The 19,746-nt window shown below is 68.3% G+C and carries 15 protein-coding genes; 6 read left to right on the top strand and 9 right to left on the bottom strand.

Features of this window, described 5'->3' with window-relative positions; genetic code table 11:
* Positions 1 to 215 precede the first annotated feature (215 nt).
* The 5 genes from ODJ79_RS38825 to ODJ79_RS38805 all read right to left on the bottom strand — a co-directional run bounded on the left by ODJ79_RS38825 (position 216) and on the right by ODJ79_RS38805 (position 5,938).
* On the bottom strand, positions 216 to 1,166 hold the full coding sequence (locus ODJ79_RS38825; protein WP_263028695.1) for an aldo/keto reductase: 951 nt from the start codon (positions 1,164 to 1,166) through the stop codon (positions 216 to 218).
* The gene (locus ODJ79_RS38820) at positions 1,153 to 2,787 is read right to left on the bottom strand and encodes a B12-binding domain-containing radical SAM protein (protein ID WP_263028694.1); all 1,635 of its coding nucleotides are present in this window, start codon (positions 2,785 to 2,787) and stop codon (positions 1,153 to 1,155) included. The genes ODJ79_RS38825 and ODJ79_RS38820 overlap by 14 nt, the downstream gene beginning before the upstream one ends.
* 35 nt (positions 2,788 to 2,822) lie before the next feature.
* Positions 2,823 to 4,934 (bottom strand): radical SAM protein, encoded by a 2,112-nt coding sequence (locus tag ODJ79_RS38815; protein WP_263028693.1) that lies wholly within the window; start codon positions 4,932 to 4,934, stop codon positions 2,823 to 2,825.
* Positions 4,935 to 5,057: 123 nt separating this feature from the next.
* Positions 5,058 to 5,720 carry a hypothetical protein gene (locus tag ODJ79_RS38810; protein WP_263028692.1) on the bottom strand — a complete coding sequence of 221 codons (663 nt, stop codon included), beginning with the start codon at positions 5,718 to 5,720 and terminating at the stop codon, positions 5,058 to 5,060.
* Positions 5,721 to 5,764: 44 nt separating this feature from the next.
* The gene (locus ODJ79_RS38805; RefSeq protein ID WP_263028691.1) at positions 5,765 to 5,938 is read right to left on the bottom strand and encodes a hypothetical protein; all 174 of its coding nucleotides are present in this window, start codon (positions 5,936 to 5,938) and stop codon (positions 5,765 to 5,767) included.
* 304 nt (positions 5,939 to 6,242) lie between these two features.
* Here ODJ79_RS38805 and ODJ79_RS38800 point away from each other — a divergent pair, with 304 nt between their 5' ends.
* From ODJ79_RS38800 to ODJ79_RS38790, 3 genes are read left to right on the top strand one after another with little or no spacing between them, the layout of a single operon-like run.
* Positions 6,243 to 6,446 carry a hypothetical protein gene (locus ODJ79_RS38800; protein ID WP_263028690.1) on the top strand — a complete coding sequence of 68 codons (204 nt, stop codon included), beginning with the start codon at positions 6,243 to 6,245 and terminating at the stop codon, positions 6,444 to 6,446.
* Positions 6,443 to 7,120 carry a hypothetical protein gene (locus tag ODJ79_RS38795; RefSeq protein ID WP_263028689.1) on the top strand — a complete coding sequence of 226 codons (678 nt, stop codon included), beginning with the start codon at positions 6,443 to 6,445 and terminating at the stop codon, positions 7,118 to 7,120. The genes ODJ79_RS38800 and ODJ79_RS38795 overlap by 4 nt, the downstream gene beginning before the upstream one ends.
* Complete coding sequence (locus ODJ79_RS38790) at positions 7,117 to 8,007, top strand: methyltransferase domain-containing protein (RefSeq protein WP_263028688.1); 891 nt, start codon at positions 7,117 to 7,119, stop codon at positions 8,005 to 8,007. Before ODJ79_RS38795 ends, ODJ79_RS38790 begins: the two co-directional genes overlap by 4 nt.
* Before the next feature lie 33 nt (positions 8,008 to 8,040).
* Here ODJ79_RS38790 and ODJ79_RS38785 read toward each other — a convergent pair whose 3' ends face one another.
* Genes ODJ79_RS38785 through ODJ79_RS38775 form a run of 3 tightly spaced genes read right to left on the bottom strand, consistent with a single transcriptional unit; the run spans position 8,041 to position 10,620 of the window.
* A complete protein-coding gene (locus ODJ79_RS38785; protein ID WP_263028687.1) occupies positions 8,041 to 9,198 on the bottom strand; it encodes a GNAT family N-acetyltransferase in 1,158 nt (385 codons plus the stop codon).
* Positions 9,199 to 9,256: 58 nt separating this feature from the next.
* Complete coding sequence (locus ODJ79_RS38780; protein WP_263028686.1) at positions 9,257 to 10,453, bottom strand: MDR family MFS transporter; 1,197 nt, start codon at positions 10,451 to 10,453, stop codon at positions 9,257 to 9,259.
* A complete protein-coding gene (locus tag ODJ79_RS38775) occupies positions 10,450 to 10,620 on the bottom strand; it encodes a hypothetical protein (protein ID WP_263028685.1) in 171 nt (56 codons plus the stop codon). Before ODJ79_RS38775 ends, ODJ79_RS38780 begins: the two co-directional genes overlap by 4 nt.
* A 291-nt stretch (positions 10,621 to 10,911) precedes the next feature.
* Here ODJ79_RS38775 and ODJ79_RS38770 point away from each other — a divergent pair, with 291 nt between their 5' ends.
* The gene (locus tag ODJ79_RS38770; protein ID WP_263028684.1) at positions 10,912 to 12,537 is read left to right on the top strand and encodes a glycoside hydrolase family 27 protein; all 1,626 of its coding nucleotides are present in this window, start codon (positions 10,912 to 10,914) and stop codon (positions 12,535 to 12,537) included.
* A 69-nt stretch (positions 12,538 to 12,606) separates the two neighbouring features.
* Positions 12,607 to 16,608, top strand: coding sequence for a beta-galactosidase (locus ODJ79_RS38765; RefSeq protein ID WP_263028683.1), 4,002 nt, complete (start codon positions 12,607 to 12,609; stop codon positions 16,606 to 16,608).
* Between the two features lies 1 nt (position 16,609).
* On the opposite strand, the gene ODJ79_RS38760 is transcribed toward ODJ79_RS38765, so the two are convergent.
* Positions 16,610 to 17,830, bottom strand: a complete 1,221-nt coding sequence (locus ODJ79_RS38760) for a cytochrome P450 family protein (protein ID WP_263028682.1) — start codon at positions 17,828 to 17,830, stop codon at positions 16,610 to 16,612.
* Between the two features lie 536 nt (positions 17,831 to 18,366).
* On the opposite strand from ODJ79_RS38760, the gene ODJ79_RS38755 reads away from it, so the two are divergent.
* On the top strand, positions 18,367 to 19,743 hold the full coding sequence (locus ODJ79_RS38755) for an adenylosuccinate synthase (protein ID WP_263028681.1): 1,377 nt from the start codon (positions 18,367 to 18,369) through the stop codon (positions 19,741 to 19,743).
* Positions 19,744 to 19,746 lie beyond the last annotated feature (3 nt).

Below are 19,746 nucleotides of genomic sequence, written 5' to 3'. Positions count from 1 at the left end.
AGCCTCTCACTACCGCAAACGACTCGAACCGACGTAAGCAACGACATCGGGTTGCAGTACTAGGTCGAAGACTCGATGTTGCCCGGGCTGCTGTCGGTGACGATCGATGCCGTCCGGGACCGTCCATTGTGGTGTCGTACGGCCGTCGCCGTCGGGCTCGCCTAGCGCCGGGCCATGCTGAGCGAACTGGCCTCGACAACGGCTCGCCTGACTTTTCAGGTGGCGCGCTCGTCTCCGAACGCGCGGGTCGTGAAGTGGACGAACTCCGGATCGGTGGCCAGCTCCCATGCCCCGTCCAGGGAGAGGAGCTGACTGGGCGACCGTGGCCCCACCACTGTCCGACTCAGTGCGGGATGGGCGAGACACCAGGCCAGGGCCACCTCGGCGAGCGGGCGCCCGGCCACGCGGGGTGGCAGCCAGGCGGGCAGCGATCGGGCACCGGCCTGGAAGGCCGCCCGGACCGTCGGCGGGATCCGGGACCGCCAGTCGTCGGCGCCGAACGTCGTGCCGGCGTCGTGCCGGCCGCCCAGGAACCCGTAGGCCAGCGGCTGCATGCCCCAAACCTGCCACCCAGCTGCCGCGGCGGCCCTCGCCGCGGGCACCGCCGTCACCCGGTTCAGCAGATTGAACTCGAGCTGCAGCACACCGTCGCCATCCGGCGGCCGACCGAGCGCCGACACCAGGTCAAGCCGGTGAGTGGCCACCCCGACCAGTACGTTCTCCCCGGTTCGCAGACGGCTCAGGAGCCGGTGTACGGTGCCGTTCCTGATCGCGTCCTCCGGGGGATCCTTGAGCAGCACCGCCGCGGGGGCGCTCACCGGCTGCCCGGCCAGTTCGGCATGGATCTGCTCCGGGCCGAGGTCGCTACGTGGACCGTCGGGGCCTATCGGCCGCCCCAGCTTCACCACGATCTGCCAGCGGTGGCCGCGGCACCCCTGCCACGCGGCGACCCGGCGCAAGCCCTCACCGTGACCGTAGGCCCCGGCGGTGTCGATCCAGCGCACCCCGGCGGCCCAGGCGGCGTCGAGCACCGCATGCGCCCGCTCCACCGGCACGTGTGGATAGCCGCCCGGCCCGGCCGCGGTCATCACCGAGCCACTCAGGCCCCAGGTGCCCAGGACGACCCGGCCGGCCCAGGACTGCGGCGTGCCGTCAGGCGTTGCCAACCCGGGCCGCCATCAAGTCCCGCTGCGTCCGGTAGGTGACGCCGCCCTCTTTCTGCTGCAGGAAAAGCATGAGCAGGGACCGGGCCACCGAGAGTTTCCGATGCACGGTGGCCAAGTGTTCGCGGGCGGACGCGACCACCTCGGCCGGATCGGCCAGGCCGTCCAGGGCCCGCAGCGCCTCGTCGACAACCGCCACGAAACTGTCGTTGACCGTAGCCTCGAAGGTGTCCAGGGCCCGGTGCACCTCGGGCGTGCGGTGCGGGATCGGCCGACGCCACTCGTAGGTGATGGCCGACTGGACCCCGGCGATCACGTTCATGAACTCTTGGAAGCCGACCGCGGCCTCCTGTGCGATCTCCTTGGCGACGGCGACCCTCGCATCCTTGTAGCGCATCGTCATGGCGGTGCCGTGGTCGATGACCACGTTTTCCCGCGCCATGACCCGCAGCAGCGGAGTGCCGAAATGTGGGTCGACCGCGCTGTTTACGGTCACCGGCTTGCACTCGCCGATCTCGCGCAGGAAATCCATGTTACGGCGCAGCTGATCGATGGTGGAGTCGTAGTGAAACATCATGAAACCGGGCTGGAAGGACAGGCCCAGCTCCTTCACCACCCGGACCGCACGGGCGTTCTGCGACGCAGAGTGTGCCTTGCCGTAGAGTTTAAGATCGCTGTCCACGCCGGACTCCAGGCCGATGAAGCAGTGTCGCAGGCCGCCCGCGTACAGCCGGGTCAGTACCTCCGGATCGGCGTTCTCGGCCCGAAACGACATGGCCAAGCCGACCGGGGACCCCGCCGCGGCCAGCAGGTCAGCGAAGCGCAACGCACGCTCCACGCCGGCCGGGTGTCCGCCGAAGAACTCGTCGTCGACGATGAGCAGTTCCAGCAGGCCGAAGCGCTCGTGCAGATCGAGCACCTCGGCGGCCATTCCGGCCGGGTCGCGGCCGAGCCAGTCACCGGAGGCAAGGCCCTTGCCGCCGCGCTCGAGTCCGTAAAAACGAGGGATGCTGCAGAAGGTGCAGCGGGCGTAGCAGCCGCGGCTGGTCGCCATCGCGGCCAGGCCGTCGTGGTCGATGATCTCGGAGGTCAGGTCCCGGGCCGGGTGGGCGAGCAACTCCAGGTCGGCCAGGCGCCGGACGCCGTTGCGGCGGAAGCCATCGCCGTCCCGGGAGACCACTCCCGGGGCGTCCTGCCAGCGGCGTCCGGCCGCCACCGCCCGGACCACGTCCTGGACCGGCACCTCGCCCTCACCGCAGACGACCGCATCCACCGATCGGGCGGCGCTGAGTACCTTCTCCGGGAAGAACGACACCGCGTGGCCGCCGACCAGCACCGGGCCGGTGAAGCCGCCCTCGCGCAGCAGTGCGGCGATCTGCTCGACCTGTGGCGGCAGGTGGTTGAGCACCACGGTGAAGCCGACGACGTCCGGGCTGGTGGCGAGAATCCGGTCGGCGCACTCGCGGATCGACCAGTCGTGCATCATCCCGTCGAGCAGCACCGCCTCGTGCCCGGCATGCCGGACCGCCGCGCCAAGATAGCCGATGGCCAGGCACTCCACCGGCTTGGAGAACTTGTGCAGGACGTCCACCGGCGGGCGGACCAGGGCAACCGTTACGGTCATGGGGTCAGCCTCATCCTCTCGGAAGCCTGGTCGTCTTAGAAGAGGAACTGGGTGGTGACGTCCAGCAGGCGGACCGGGACGCGCAGCGCACGCTCCAGGTCACCCCAGTGCCGGCCGGCGATGTCCCGTCCCTCCTGGTTGAAGCCGGTGCCCGGCAGCAGGACCAGATCGGGGCGGCTGCCGGTGTGGTCGATGTCGCGCCGGATCGCCCGGTGCAGGTCGCCCACCGTCGCCATGTCCAGGACCTGGATGTTCCCGCCCAGATACTCGTTGGTCACGACGGTGTAGTGCAGGCTTTTCGCACGCTCGGGCAGCCACCGCTCGATGAACGTGCGGGCCTGCATCTCCATCAGGGGCGAGGTGAGCAGCCAGGGCCGCTGTGCGCCGGTGGCGGTGACCGCGGCCTCGATCGCCTTGGCGTCACCAAGGCTCAATGACGGCGCCACCACCAGCCCGTACGGCACGACGTACTTACCGATCAGGTGACCGGTGTACGGGTACTCGACGGGGCCGTCGGGGTCCAGGGTCAGCGTCCGGCGCTCGCCGCCCCGGCGCACTACGATCCGCGACGGCCTGCGTAGCGTCATGACCAGCGACTGGATCTGGGCCCGCGACGAGATGGTGAAGATACCGATCCTCTCGACCACGTCGCCCGGCTGGAACCCGGCCGCCGCCGCGGGGGAGCCCGGCACCGTGCCGGCGATCCGTGGCTCGTGTGGGTCCTCGAAGAGGGTATTGGCCTCGAAGGCGCTGGGGATGATGACGATCGGGGTGCGGTAGCGCTTGCGCAACGCGGCGATGTCCCGGGTCGAGCGCTCCCATGCCTCCGCCATGTCGAACGGCAGCTGGTAGGGGTGGCTGCGGGTGAATCCGGGGAGATTCACCCGGACCATCGCCGGTCGCAACGGCTCGATCTTGTCGAGGGCCTCGGCGAGCCGCTCCACCGGGAACTCGGGCGTGGCCACGAAACTCAGACCGAACGGGATCCGCCGATCGGAGAGCTGCTCCAGGCAGGTCAGCGCGGTCTCGGTCTGACCACGGCGCTCGTTCATGACCTGCTGCCGCAGCGGTGCGTCGATCGTGTTGGTGGAAATCACCAGCGTAACCGGGCGGACCTCGTCGAGCAGGTCGATGACCCGGGGCAGTAGCGGGCTGCCGTTGGTGATGAAGTAGAACTCCCGGTCGCTGACCGCACGCAGGGAGCGCAGGACGTGCGGCAGCTTCGGGTCGACGAGGAACTCGTTGATCTCCCACTGGGACTTGAAGAGGGTTCGGTGGCCCTCCGGGTCGAAGTAGCGCAGCCGGGTGTCCATCTCATCGCCTGCGATGACCTTCTTGCCGCGGGCCACCGCCAGGTCGTCGGGGTTGCCGAAGAGGTAGCAGAACTGGCAGGCCACGTTGCAGACGCGGGCGAGGTACTCGTAGATCTCGGAGGGGTGGCACTCCGCGTCGACCTGCCACTCGGCCAGGTCGTGCAGGACGAAGCCGGTCAGCCGGCCGGAGAGCGGCTTGTCCGCCATCGGCAGCCGCAGTGCCTCGGGCGTTACCACGAGCTGCTCGGCGACGATGCTCCAGTGCCGGGCGAGCGCGACGATGGTCGGCTCGGTGGCGGCGACCGTATGCAGCGGCTGCAGCCTGCCGCCCGGCAGCTCCAGACGGGGACCGAGGACGGGGTGGGTCTCCGGGTCGACCGCCGGCAGCGGCACTTGCCGCTCGCCGACCCGGACGCCGTCGACAGGTAGCAGCGCGGTGCCGTCCACCAGCTCCACCGCGTCGAGCAGGACGCCGAGCACTGCCGCGTAGAGCCCGGCCGGGCCGTCGGCCATCTCGGGGGCGGGCGGGATCGGGTAGCCGAACGCGAAGTCGGCCGGCCGTGGCGCCGGCGGGACCGCCCAGTCGCCCTCGGTGCCGTCCGCGGACCGCCACCGCGCGGCGGGACGCAATTCGCCGTCGACCTGCGGAACGGTGATCCGGGTGAGGGCCGAGACCTGGCCCTGCAGGGCACCGGCCGATGCAGGCTCCGCGACGATGGGGTCGATCTCGCGGTCACCGGCGTGCGAGCGGAGCCGGAACCCGGTTGGCCGGACAACGCGGCCATCCACGGTGAGAACCGCGTCGCTGACGATCAGTCCGAGCACTTCGGCCACGTACCGACGAAATGCATGCCGTGGGCGGATGCCCAGGTCGGCGCCCGGTGCGGTGCGATCGATTGTTTCCACGTTGGAAGTCACACGTTAGCCCCCGTCAGCAGAGCCGGATCACCGGCGGTGTCACAACCAGCACTGAAAGAAGTCGGGCACCTGACCGGCTTCGGCGGCGGAGGGCAGATCAGCCAGCGCGCCCAGCGCCGTGTCGCGCGCGATCAACAGTTCCTTCGTCGTCGTGCGCGGCGGGGGCCGGTTCAGCAGCCACTTGGCGGGGCCGCGAATCTGCAGCGACATGGTGTCGGGCTCGGGCGCGAGCACGCAGTGGAACTCGTCCCAGGGGAGAACGTAGACATGGCCGGTGTCGTCCTTGGTGCGGTGCCGCAGCGAGAGCCGGGGTGCGGAGAGATCACCGTTGTTGTCGAACAACCAATGGTGATAGCTGCCACCGATGAGGCGCGTCGCAAAATCGAAGTGATGAAAGTGCGGCGTTATTCGGCCCTCGTGCTGGTGCGCGATGAAACTGGCCTTGTCAAAGTGGTTGAGGACGATACGGAACTTGCCCGGCTCGTCGTGCAGAAGCAATGTCTTGGGCTCGACGTTATCGACGAAGATGCTTTTCGTGCCGTCCACGAAGGACTTGTCTGCGACGGTGGCGAGGTGGTCACGTACTGCGGCCGCCCAGTCGATCGGGGCGGACAGCGCCTCCACACACGTGGCCCGGAAGTCCTCCTCGCCCGCATCGCGCAGCGCGGCGATCACTTCCGCCAAGGAAGTCATCTGCAGCAAGTGTCCACCCCTCCCCCGTGTCACCTACCCGTTGTTACCGCTGGTCAGACGACGTTTACCGAAGCCATCGACTCGACCAGCGACTTGTTGAGCGCCTCGGCGCGCGCCACCAGGTCCTCCTCGGTCCAGCCCCGCTCGGCCATCAGAGCCTGCGCCTTGTCAGCGTCGTTGAGTGCCTCGAGCAGCACCTCGGCGTCCACGTCCAGTTCAGTCCTCATGCGACTCTCCTTTCGTGTGGCATCGACTGCTATCACAGCCTGCGGCCCAGGCTAGCAGCACCCTCGGCCCCCGCCAACGACAAATGAGGGTTGACAGACATCCTTCCAGCGAGGAGCCGTCGACACAGCAGGAGTCGATCGAATCGAGCACAGTCCCTTGTAGGCAGTCGATATGTGTGTTACTTGTTGTGAAGCGCGTGGGAATGCTGAAGGTTCTGCTGTTCATGGGGGCTGGGTGCCAACGACGGTAAATTCGCGGATTACGATCGACGACCTGCGCGTCACGGAGCCCGATGTGGCCGCCGTGCCGGCTGAACCGGAGGAGTTCGGCGTCGCCGTCCGGCCGGGCCGGCTCGACCGCGGCCGGACCGAGACCACCCTGCCGGCCGCGCACGAGATCTTCAACGACCCGTTCATGCGATCGGTGTGCGAGCGCTACCTGGGCCTGGAGGAGGGCCGTCGCCGACGCGTAGCCCGGGGCAGCAGCTACTCCGGTCTGTGGCCATGACCCTCGGCACGGAGCGGCATCTCAGTACACTGGCGGAGACTCGCCGGACCTTTCTTGACGACTCTTGGCGCCTGGTCGTCATCGACGACTTCCTGATTCCCGAGCGGATCGAGCGGCTCGCCGCCCACGCCGCCGGTCACGACGACTGGGACACGGAGTACGGCCTGACCCCCGACGACGACGAGGGTTGGGCCGAAACCCGCGGCCGCCACGTGACCCGCGCCGAGTACGAGGCGGCCCCACCCGCGCAGCACTATTACCGCTTCAGCAGCAGCCGCTTCTGGTCGTACCGGCCGGGGCAGGGCCGACTCGACGCCTCCTGCCCCTTCACCATTGACGAGATGGCGGACCTCCTCGCGTTCGTCCGATCGGCGACCGGCTACGACCTCGGCAAGATCCGGTGCGTACTGCGCCGGTTCGGCCAGGGCGACTTCATCGGTGACCACCACCAGAACCGGTTGAACCGGGTACTCACCGCGCACCTGCCGCTGACCGCCGATCCCGGCGAGGATCTGGTTCTGACGCTCTACGGCCACGACAACCGGCCCCGGCGGGTGCCGATGACCCGCAACTCGTTCTCCTGGTTCGACCTACGGGGCCGATGGCGCGAAGCGGTGGACCGGCGGACGGCGGCGACCCCGGTCGACCTCGTGCATTTCTGGTTCTACGCATGACCGCGGTCTGGGAGGCGGTTCCGGTCGCGATGCCTCGCGGCGGCGGTCTGCTGTGGGTTGACGACCTGTGTCACCTCGGCCCGGACTACCTCGCCCGCTACTTCCGGCCGCAGCATCAGGGGATCGCGCCGCGGGTGCTGGCGCTGGCCCTGCGTGGCGCCGCACCCGAGGTGGCCGACCACGTGCTGGCGCATGCCGCGCCGGAGCTGGCTGCCGCCGTTCGTGCGCACGGTGCCGTGGACACGAACCGGGCCGAGGTGCTTCAGGCGCAGCTCGCGGTGGCCTCGGTTTACTTCTGGGAGATGGCCTACCACGGCTATCCGGAGGTCTACGAGCGGTTCTCCGCCCGGCAGCAGCCGCCGCTGGACGAGATGTTCCCGCCGGAGACCTACCGCGGCCGCACGGTGCTGGACGTCGGCACCGGCGGCGGCCGGCTACTGGTCCACCTCGACGGTCACGCCGCCGAGCTGTACGGGATCGACCCGTGTCCGCCGCTGCTCGGTATCGCCGGCACCAAGGTGCCCGGCGCGATCCTGCGCGAGGGCGGCTTCGATCGGTTGCCCCTGGCGGATGCCTCGGTCGACGCCGTCATCTCGCACGGCGCCTACCAGATCTCCGAGGAACGGGGTGGTCTCGCCGGGCTGGCTGAGATCCGCCGGGTGCTGCGACCGGGCGGGACGGCCCGGATCGCGGTGGCCAAAGCGGAAACGGCGCGGCACCTGCGCTCGACAGGAGCTACCGAGATCCCGGTGCGAGGTGCGATCGAGTGGACCGCGCCGCCGAAAACCGAAGACCCGCTGCTGCACCACCTGCTGCGGCTGGCCAGGGTGGCGTTCGGCGAGGACGGCCGGGCGACGACCCCGGTGTGGCTCTTCGAGGTAGGCTGAGCCGACACCGCGCCCAGCCGTCGACTGGGGAGCTCAGCGGTCGGCGGCTCCGCGGACGGCGAACGCCGCGCGCTGATGCCGGTCGATCAGTCCGGCGAGGTGACCGACCTGCTCGCGCAGCTGCTCCGGCACCAGCAGGTAACTGGACCGCGGCGCCAGCGTGCAGCCGCGGAACACCTTCGCCGGGTATGCCAGCGGCCCGTACACGATCGAGGAGTACCCGGCGTGGAGGGCGTACTCGATCAACGAATAGTAGGACATGGCGAAGTAGCCGAAGTTCTCCTGGGCGTACCGGGAGAAGCCGGTCATCTTCAAATGGAGCTCGCCCGCGTATTCGTAGCCGAGGGCGAACGCCTCCAGCGCGCCGTCGCGCTCCGCGACCAGGACGCGGCACCACGGCGCCAGGTGACGCTCGATCCGCTCCATCAGGCCGAGCAGACGTTCCGTGGTGATGTGGTGATATCCGTAGCTGCGCAGTTGCTCGGCGTGCAGCGCAGCCATGTCCGCCCCGCGGGACCCGATTGCGTCCACGGATACGTTCAGCCCGGCCTCGGCGAAGACCCGGCGTTCCCGGCGGATATTGTTGCGGCGTCGCCTGGGCAGAGCGGCGAGGTAGCCGTCGAAGTCGGTGGCGGTCAGCTCCAGGGTGGCTTGGGCCAGGAAGGCGCCACCTACGAAACCGCGGCGCTCCAGCTCTGGCACGAGCGGGCTGCCGTCTGGCACGTGCAGCACCGAGACCACCGGACAGTCCCACTCCCGGGCGGTGTCGGTCAGCGTGTCCAGCAACTCCCCGGTCCGTGCCGGGGTGAGGTCGCCGACCAGCCCGGGAAGGTAACCGCCGGGCAGCGTCGAGGCCGCCGCGGGATAGCCGGCGGTACCCAGCTTGCCGGCCAGATCCGCCCGGGCCGCCTCGATCGCGGCGAGCCCGTCCGGGTCGGCGCCGGCCTCCAACTCCCCATTCAGCAACAGCGCGATCGGGTCGTTGGTGGGAAAGGCGCCCGCCTCCACCAGCGCGGCGACCAGCCCGGCGCCGGCGCCCGGCTCTCCGGTCAGCGCATACCTGACCGGGGTGGTACGGCCCTCGTCGTCGGTGGCCAGCCAGGGCGGCAGGGTGAGCAGCGAATGCTCGGGGAGGGTCGCGGACCAGTCGTCAGCGATCTCCGCGATGCGGCCGGCGGTGCGGAGGGTCATCCCCGGTCCATCTCCTTCTTTCGGTGGGCGCCGGCCCGGACGGGACGCGGCCGGATGGTCAGCTGGGGCACCGCGGCCGCCCGGCGGTGCGCGGGATGGCGGCCAACTGGAGCACCGCCGCCAGCACGGTCACCCCGAACGAGCCGGCCCACAGCAGGGTTTCGTTCCACTCGTAGACGGCAGTACCCAGTAGCGGCGAGATCGCTCCGGCCGCAGCCATGGCCATGCCGTACGCGCCCAGGTAGCGGCCGCGGGCCTCGGCCGGCGCCAGGTTGGCGACGAAGGCCGACCCGATGGCGAGCACCACGATCTCGCCGAGGCTCCAGAGCAGCACCGTGCCGGCCAGACCGGCCACGCTGCCGGCCACGGCGACCAGCCCGTAGCCCACCCCGATGAGCAGGTAGCCGGCGACCAGTCCGGGCGCCTGCGGCAGCCGGCCGAGGTGGCGGGCGAGCAGCGGCTGGAGCACGGCGACCGTGACGCCGTTGACCGCAAGCACCAGACCGTAGTCCGAGGCGCTGTGCCCGGCCGCGGTTATCGCCAGGGGCAACGTCGCGTAGGACTGGAAGTAGACGGCAAAGATCAACGTGGTGACCACGGCGAAGACCACCATCCGCCGGTCCCGCCACCAGGGCGCGGAGGGTCCGACCTCCGGCTCGTGGACTGCGGGTGCAGCGCCCGGCGGGACCAGCCGCCAGATCAACGCGGCGAAGAGAGCAGTGGTGAGCGCGTCGAAGCGAAACAGCCAGGCGTAGCCCATCTCGGCCAGCAAACCGCCCAACAGCATGGCGATCGAGACGCCGAGGTTCGCCGCCCAGTGCAGCAGACTGTAGGCGCGGGCGCGCTCGGACTCCGGCACCAAGTCGGCCACCAGAGCCTGCAGCGCGGGCCGGTGCAAGTCGGCGGCGAGACCCAGCAAGGTGATCATGACGACGATCAGCTCAACGGTGCGGACCTCGGCGAGGCCGAGCACCAGCAGGGTAGTGGTGGTCAGGCCGGCCAGCATGGTGGGCCGGCGCCCCCAACGGTCGGCGAGCCAGCCGCCCAGCAGGTTGGAGAATGCCAGGCCAACACCCTGTACGGTGAGGGCCGCGCCGATGGTGACGGGGGTGAGACCGAACTCATTGGTCAGGTAGAGCGCGAGGAACGGGGCGACGAAGGTCGCCATCCGGTTGATCAGAGTGCCAGTCCAGAAGACCCAGAAGAGCCAGGGCAGCCGGTATCGGACGGTGGTCGTGACCAACGACCGACTCACGCGTCCAGGAAAGCGGTGAGCTGCCGGGACAACGCCCGCGCGCGGGCCAGCACGTCATCCTCGGTGAGGTCGTAAGCCTCAAGCAGCTGCTGGAGGGCTTCCTCTGAGCGTAGCGCGGCCAGAATCTCATTTATGGTCGGCTCATCGGCACTCTGCGACATTTCCACCCCGCTCGATCCAATGCGGCTTCACTGTAGCAAAGCAAATGACTTGTCCCTATCGTGCGTATTCAGCGCCGACCGCAGCGCCTTGCGGACGCCGAAAACCTCGTCCGTGCTGGTCAGTGCCGTTGGATCACCGAGGTGAGCCGGCCGATCTCGACCCGGCACCCCAGCGCAGCAGCGACACTCGCATCAAGTGAACGTTCACATCGAACGGGTTGAAGTTGTCTGCGGAAGGCCCTAAGTTAACGTTCTCATCGATGGCTGTCGCTCGGTGACGGAGCCGGAGGAGCTGCCATGAACTGGAGACGTGCCGGGAGACTTGCCGCAGCGGTCGTCATCGCGGCGGGGATCGTGTCATCGCCCGGGGCGGCGGCCGCCGCGTCGAACAATGTCGTCACGAAGCCCCCGATGGGCTGGGCGTCATGGAACACCTTCGCCGCGAAGATCAACTACAGCGTGATCAAGGGGCAGGTCGACGCCCTCGTCTCGGCGGGGCTCAAGGACGCCGGCTACCAGTACGTCAACATCGACGAGGGCTGGTGGCAGGGTACCCGCGACGCGTCCGGCGCCATCACCGTCGACGCGGCGGACTGGCCCGGCGGGATGGCCGCGATCGCCGACTACATCCACGGCAAGGGCCTCAAAGCCGGCATCTACACCGACGCCGGCCGGGACGGATGCGGCTACTACTACCCGACCGGCCGGCCCGCCGCGCCCGGATCCGGCAGCGAGGGCCACTACGACCAGGATTTCCTGCAGTTCTCCCGGTGGGGCTTCGACTTCGTCAAGGTGGACTGGTGCGGCGGCAATGCCGAGGGCCTCAACCCGCAGTCGACCTATCAGGCGATCAGCGATTCCGTCGCCCGGGCCAGCGCGCAGACCGGCCGCCCGATGATCCTGTCGATCTGCAGCTGGGGCAACGGAAGCCCGTGGAACTGGGCGCCCGGCATGTCGACCATGTGGCGCACCAGCCAGGACATCATCTATTACGGCGAGAGCGCCTCGATGGACCGGGTGCTGACCAACTTCGACTCGGCGCAGCACCCCGCGGCCCAGAGCGCCGGCCACTACAACGATCCCGACATGCTCATCGTGGGCATGCCGAGCTTCACCGCGGCGCAGAACCGTACGCACATGGGGTTGTGGGCGATCTCCGGCGCGCCGCTGCTGGCCGGCAACAACCTCGCCACGATGAGCGCCGAGACCCGGGCAATCCTGTCCAACCGCGAGGTCATCGCGATCGACCAGGACTCCCTGGGCCGGCAGGGCACCAAGGTGACCGAGGATGCCACCGGTCTGCAGGTGTACAGCAAGACCCTCAGCGGTACGGGTAAGCGGGCAGTCCTGCTGCTCAATCGCACCACCGCCGCCGCGAACATCACCGCCAGGTTCGGCTCCCTCGGCCTGACCGGTTCGGTCGCCGTGCGGGACCCGTGGACCGCCACCGACCGGGGAACCTTCACCACCGGCTACACCGCGAGCGTGCCGGCCAAGTCGGCCGTGCTGGTCACGGTGAGTGGAACGGAGGGACCCCGTACTGCGCCGATCGTGGGCAAGCAGTCCGGCCGCTGCCTCGACATCAACAACTTCAGCCGGGCCAACGGCACGCAGGCGCAGCTGTGGGACTGCAACAGCCAGGGCAACCAGGCATGGGCGTACACCTCGGGCAAGCAACTCATGGTGTACGGCGACAAGTGCCTGGACGCCAACAACCAGGGCACCGTCAACGGTACCGCCGCGGTCATCTGGGACTGCAACGGGCAGGCCAACCAGCAGTGGAACGTCAACAGCAACGGCACGATCACCGGCGTCCAGTCCGGCCTGTGTCTCGACGCGTACGGCGCGGCCACCGCCAACGGCACAAAGATCGTCCTCTGGGCCTGCGGCGCCGGCGACAACCAGAGGTGGACCCTGACGTAGCGTCCGGTACATATCGAAAGATATCGTTTGACTTTGTCGGAGTGTGTTCGCCGGTCGCTGGAGGCACGGATGACTCGATGGCTGCGGGCGTTCGCGGTCCTTTTGCTGATTCTGGTGACGCCCCTGCCGGCGCGGGCCGGAGAGAAGCCGGCGGCGTCGGCCCACGCGGTCACCTTCGACGGCTACTCGTTCCTCGTCGACGGGCACCGGACCTACCTCTGGTCGGGGGAGTTCCACTACTTCCGCCTGCCCAGCCCCAGCCTTTGGCTCGACATCTTCCAGAAAATGAAGGCGGCCGGCTTCAACGCGACGTCGCTCTACTTCGACTGGGGCTACCACTCGCCGCAACCCGGGTCCTACGACTTCACCGGCGTCCGCGACGTCGACCTGCTGCTCGACATGGCCCAGCAGGCCGGCCTCTACGTCATCGCACGGCCCGCGCCCTACATCAACGCCGAGGTCGACGGCGGCGGACTTCCCGGCTGGCTCACCACCAAGGACGAGCAGAACCGCACCGACAACCCCCAATTCCTTGCGTACGCCGATGAATGGCTGACCCACATCGACCGGATCGTCGCCCGCCACCAGCTGACCAGCGGTGCCGGCACGGTCATCGCCTACCAGGTCGAGAACGAGTACTACAACGGCAACGCGGCCGGCCGCCGATACCTGCAGCACCTCGAGGACAAGGCCCGCGCCGACGGCATAACGGTTCCGTTGACCGGCAACAACAACGGCACCTTCAACACGGGCGTCGGCAAACTCGACATCGACGGGCCCGACTCGTACCCCCAAGGTTTCGATTGTTCGAATCCGACCGTGTGGCGGGGCGTGCCGGACATCAGCTACGACCACCCGGCCGGGCGGCCGCTCTACACGCCGGAGTTCCAGGGCGGTGCCTTCGACCCGTGGGGCGGGCCGGGCTACGACAAATGCGCGCAGCTGATCAACGACCAGTTCGCGAATGTGTTCTACAAGAACAACATCGCGGTCGGCGCCACCGCGCAGAGCTTCTACATGACGTACGGCGGCACCAACTGGGGCTGGCTCGGTATGCCGCAGAACTACACGTCCTACGACTACGGCGCGGCCATTCGCGAGACGAGACAGCTGGATTCGAAGTACTACCAGGACAAGCTGATCGGCTATCTGACCCAGTCGATGCCGGATCTGACGAAGACCGACCGCATTTCGGTGACTCCGCCCGACGACGCGGCGATTACCGACACCGCGCGCCGCAATCCCGACACCGGCGCCCAGTTCCACGTGCTGAGGCACCATGACTCGACGTCGACCGCGGTCGACAAGACGCACGTCTCCATTGACTTCAACGCTCGGGCGACGACCGCCTACACCTATGACGACGTCGACCCGGCGCTGCAATACGCCGGCGCGTGGTCGCACGTGGCCGACCAGAGCTACACCGGAAGCGACTACCAGAACACCGAATCGTTCTCCAACGCCGCCGGCGACTCGCTCGCCGTCCCGTTCTCCGGCACCGCGATCCGGTGGATCGGATCGAAGACCGGCAACCACGGGTACGCCGATGTCTACGTCGACGACGTCAAACAGGCCACCGTGGATTGTTCCGGAAGTGCCGCGCAGGCCGTTCTCTTCCAGGCGACCGGTCTCACCGACGGGCCGCACACCCTGAAGATCGTGGTGACCGGCACGCACGCTTCCGGATCGACCGACAACTTCGTCTCGGTCGACGCTATTGACCTGCCACCGCCCGTGGCCACGACGGAACCGGTCTATCCCACCGTGCCGCAGAAACCGGGCACGACGATCACCCTGAACGGCCGGGACTCGAAGCTGATCGTTGCTGACGCCGCGCTCGGGCAGACGCGGTTGCAGTATTCGACCTCCGAGCTCCTCACCCAGGCCACGATCGGGCCACGGGACGTGGCTGTCCTCTACGGCGATCCGGGCACCGACGGAGAGACCGTTCTGCGCTTCGCGTCCAAGCCGGAGGTGCAGGGCGCGGTCGAGCACACCTGGGACCCGGCGACCGGCGACCTGCGACTCAACTACGTGCACGGCGGTCTGGCCCGGGTGTTGATCAAGCCGGGCGGAGGGCAGCGGCCGCTGCTGCTCCTGCTGGCTGACAAGCCGACGGCTGAGACGTTCTGGCGCCAGGACACGGCCGGCGGGCCGGTGCTCGTGCGCGGCACCCACCTGCTGCGGACCGCGACCAGCCGCGCCGGCGGCCGGGTGCTCGAATTGACCGGTGACAACGGGACCGATCCGAACATCGAGGTCTTCAGCAACGCGTCGAAGGTTCTGTGGAACGGTTCTGTCGTCTCCAACGGCACCGTCCCGATCGCCGAACCCATTTCCCTGCCTACCCTGAGCGATTGGAAACACCAAACCGAATCGCCCGAGGCGCAACCCGGATTCGACGACTCAAGCTGGCCGGTGGCCGACAAGACGACCACGTTCAGCATCACCGGCCCCGGATCGCTGCCGATCCGGTACGCCGACGACTACGGATTCCACACCGGCAGCACCTGGTACCGCGGTCGCTTCCCGACGTCGGCCGGCGTCACCGGCGTGCACCTCGCCTCGGCTTCCGGCGGCGACGCGCAAGCGTTCTCGGTCTGGGTCAACGGCGTCTTCCTGGGCAGCTCGACGAACGGCGCCGGCAATTTCACCTTTCCCGCAGGCGCGCTGAGGACCAGCGGCGACAACGTCGTCTCGGTGCTGACCGTCAACATGGGCCACGAGGAGGACTACAACTCCAGCAATGGCAACAAAGCGGCGCGCGGCCTCACCAGCGCCTCGCTGATCGGCGCGCCCACGACGCCGATCACCTGGCGGCTCCAGGGGGTACGCGGGGGAGAGAACCTCATCGACCCGGCGCGGGGGCCGCTCGCCAGCGGTGGTTTGTTCGGCGAGCGGGCCGGCTGGCAGTTGCCCGGATTCGACGATCGCCGTTGGACCACCGCGTCGCTGCCCGATCGGGACACCACACCCGGCGTCTCCTGGTATCGCACCACCGCCGATCTACGCCTGCCGACAGGGCAGGACACGTCGATCGGGCTGACGATCACCGACGACCCGTCGCATCGTTACCGGGCCGAGCTCTACGTGAACGGCTGGATGCTCGGCAACTACGTCAACTATCTGGGACCGCAGCACAGCTTCCCGATTCCGGACGGCATCCTGAAAGCCCACGGGCGCAACACGATCGCCATCGCGGTCTGGAACCTGGACGGCTCGACCGGCGGTCTCGGCCAGGTGTCGCTGACGAACTACGGAAGCTACGTGTCGTCGTTGAAGGTGCACGATGTGGTCAGCCCCGGATATGACGCGCGCACATACGCGATGCCGCCGGCGCCAAAGGTCAGCGTTAATCTTCAAGTGCCGCCCACTGTCCAGCCCGGCATACCGTTCACCGCCACGGCGAGGGTGACCGGACCGCGCGGCCTCCGAGACGTCACCGCCACCCTGACCGCGCCGGACGGCTGGGTCATCAGCGAGCCCACGGTGTCGCCTACCGTTTTCACGTGGACGGTGACGCCACCGACCGGCGCTCAACCGTCGACGGCCGCGCTCACGGCTACCGTCTCCTACCACGGAGGGACCGTGCGAGACGAGCGCATCGTCGGTTCCTATGCGCCGCCACCCGCCGGGTCGGTCGCGGTGAGCGATCTGCCGTTCCTCTCGGCGACCAACGGCTGGGGCCCGGTCGAGCGCGACACGAGCAACGGCGAGCAGGCGGCCGGCGACGGCAAAGCGATCACCATCGCCGGCCAGGCCTACCCCAAGGGACTGGGCACCAACTCGGTCAGCGACGTGCTGGTCTATCTGGGCGGAAAGTGCACCCGCTTCACCGCGGACGTCGGCGTCGACGACGAGCAGAACGGCGCGGGCACCGTGACCTTCCAGGTGCTCGCCGACGGCAGATCGCTGGCCACGACGCCGGTCCTCAAGGGGCGTCAGCCGGTCATGACGATCGACGTGGATGTCACCGGCGCACAGGCCCTGGAACTGCTCGTAGGCGACGGCGGAGACGGGAACGGCAACGACCACGGCGATTGGGCGGCGCCTACGCTGACGTGCGGTTGAGTCACTCGTCAGCCTGGACCGGGCTGATGACGACCGGCAGGGACAGCAGACCCCGGGATCGGAAGGACGGCTGCCAGCGGAGCGAGTCCACGGGCACGGCCAAGCGGATCCGGCGGAAGCGGGACAGGACCGTACCGATGGCGATCTGTGCTTCGAGACGGGCCAGCGGGGCACCGAGACAGTGGTGAATGCCGTAGCCGAAGCCCAGGTGAGGGTTGTCTTCTCGGGCGATGTCGAAATCGTCCGGTGAGGTGACGCGACGCGGGTCACGGTGGGCCGCTGCCAGCAACAGCAGCACGGTGTCGCCGGCTGGAATCCGGACGCCTGCGAGGTCGAGGTCTTCGCGGGCGAAGCGGCGGATCGCGTACGGATTCGGTCCGGCGAAACGCATCACCTCCTCGACGGACGCAGGCAGCAGGCCTGGGTCACGGCGGAGCCGGTCCATCTGGTCGGGGTGGCGCAGCAGCGTCAGTAGGCCGTTGCCGATGAGGTGGACGGTCGTCTCGTAACCCGCCCACAGGAGCAGAAACGCCAGCGAGGTCAACTCGTCCTCGGTGAGGGCGTCGCCGCCGTCGCGAACGCCGACCAGGTCGGACAGCAGCGTGTCGTCGGGTACGTCCCGGTGCCCGGCGATCAGCTCGCGCAGGAAGTCCTCGAGGTGGCCGAGCGCCTCGGCGGGGGTGAACGGACTGCCGGCCGAGGGTGCCAGCAGCGTGTTCGTCCAGGTTCGGAACACTTCCCGGCGCTCCGGCGGGACGCCCAGCAGGTCACCGATGACGATCATGGGGAGGGGTGCTGCCAGGACTCTGATCAGGTCCAGCGTGCCGTCATGCGGTACGGCCTGATCGAGGAGCCGGTCGGTGACGCGCTGGATCTGTGGGCGCATGGCGTCGACCCGGCGCGCGGTGAACGCCTTGGCGACCAGTCGGCGAAGACGGGTGTGATCGGGCGGGTCCAGGTTGAGAAGATTGGCATCCAGCGCCGGCGGCAGGGAGAACCCGCGGTAGCCGGTAGTAGCCAGGGCCTTGTTCAAGGAGAGCCGTCGGTCGCTCAGGGCGGCCCGGACGTCGTCGTACCGGGTCACGAGCCACACGGGTGCACCGTCGGGCGTGTGGGTGCGGTGTACCGTGCTCGCTTCCCGCCAGGCTGAGTAGGCGGGGATGGGATGGGCCATGAACGCCGCGTCGTCGGTCAGGGTCAGCGGCTCGTTCTGCGTGTCCATTTCGGATTACCTTAGCTCGGGATGCGCCGCTACCGCGCCGTTGCCAGTGCGTGTCAACCCCGGGGACATGCACGTGCTAGCAGACAGGCCGTCGCCAGGCCGCATCTGAGGTGCACTCCGGAGGTACGAGCCTGCGTTGGCGAGGTATGCACAACTCTCTGGTGCAGGGCAAGGGCAGCACGGGGTGGAACCCGCAGCCGTGCTACTCACGGTGATCGTCGCGGCCGTTTTCGTACTCCGCGTAAATCGCGTGCCAGCGGCAGGTTGCGGTTGCGCCGCCTTCCGGGTGGCACATCGCGGTTTCCTTTGTCCCAATGTGGATCGACGAAGGCGGTAATCGATTACTGTATGTGAGATCTGTGATTCTGGGCACGGCAATTCTGGATGCTGGGGCCAGGTGCGGTGGTTGGGAAATTTTGCGGAAGTTGCTATCGACGCAGGTCAAGGGTCGTCCGCGCGTTTTCGGGCTGGCCTGACTTGTCCTAAATTGAAGCCTTATCTGCGCCCCTGTTGACCTTGCGGGCGCTGACCAAGTCGTGCAAACTCCCCTTCGGCCAACGGGGGCCGGCCAGCGCGTCGCCTACGGGCAACGCATCACGAGCGCATTTCGCGCATCTTCCACGGGGTTCTTTTTGGCAACGGAAATGCACGCTGTCGTCGGCATCAACTGGGGCGACGAGGGCAAGGGCCGGATGATTGATTACCTGGCCCAGCAAGCCGATATGGTCATTCGTTATCAGGGCGGAAACAACGCCGGTCATACCGTTATCAACGACCTGGGCGAGTTCAAGCTCCGGCTGGTGCCATCCGGCATTTTCTCGCCACGCACCGTCAACATCGTTGGGCCGGGCGCCGTGGTCGACCTCGAGCGGCTCAACGAAGAGATCGATGAGCTGAACGTCGCGGGCATCGACACCTCCCGCCTGTTCGTCTCGGACCGGGTGACCGTCTGCTTCCCGTTCCATCGAGATCAGGACAGCTGGGAGGAGGATCGGCTCGCCGAGCACTCGTTCGGCAGCACCCGCCGCGGGATCGCCCCGGTCTACGGTGACCGTTACCTCAAGAAGGTCATTCAGATCGGCGAGGTCTTCGACGCCGATCACTTGGCGGCCCGGCTGAAGCCGATCGTGGAGTGGAAGAACCTCAGCAACCGGGGCCTGTACCCCGGCGTACCGGAGATCAGCCTGGACGCCATGGTGCAGTGGGCGGTCGAGCACGGCAGGCGGCTGCGGGACCGGGTTTGCGACATCAGCGAGCTGACGGCGACCGCGGCCGAGGCTGACCAGCACGTGATCTTCGAGGCGCAGCTGGGCGCGCTCCGCGACGTCTATTACGGCATCTTCCCGTTCACGACGTCGTCCAGCACGCTTGCCGGATATGCGCCGGTCGGCGGCGGTCTCCCCGGCCGCGCGTTGACCCGGGTGACGGGCGTGGTGAAGGCGTTCTCCACGTGTGTCGGCGAGGGGCCTTTCGTCACCGAGGAGCATGGCGCGTGGTCGGACACGCTGCGTACGGCTGCCGGCGAATTCGGTGTCAACACCGGCCGGCCTCGCCGGATCGGGCACTTCGACGCGGTGGCCTCCCGGTACGGCGCGACGGTGCAGGGCGCGACCGAGCTGGCGCTCACCAAGCTGGACTGCCTCAGCGGCCTGCCCGAGTTGAAGATCTGCGTCGGCTACCGCGTCGACGGCGAGGTGCTCGATCGGTTCCCGATGACGCACCTGGTGGAGCGCGCGACGCCGGTCTACGAGTCGTTGCCCGGATGGGACGCCGACCTGCGTGACGTGCGCGAGTTCGCTCAGCTGCCACCGGCAGCCGCAGCGTATGTCCGGCGTATCGAGGAGCTTCTCGGCGCGCGCCTGCGGTACGTCTCGGTGGGGCCGGAGCGGCATCAGCTTATCGACCTGGGCTGACCC

Origin of the sequence: Actinoplanes sp. KI2 (genome assembly GCF_025630775.1) — a bacterium.
Classification (GTDB): domain Bacteria; phylum Actinomycetota; class Actinomycetes; order Mycobacteriales; family Micromonosporaceae; genus Actinoplanes.
Note: the sequence above shows the minus strand (reverse complement) of the source record. Positions and strands in the feature narration are given on the sequence as shown.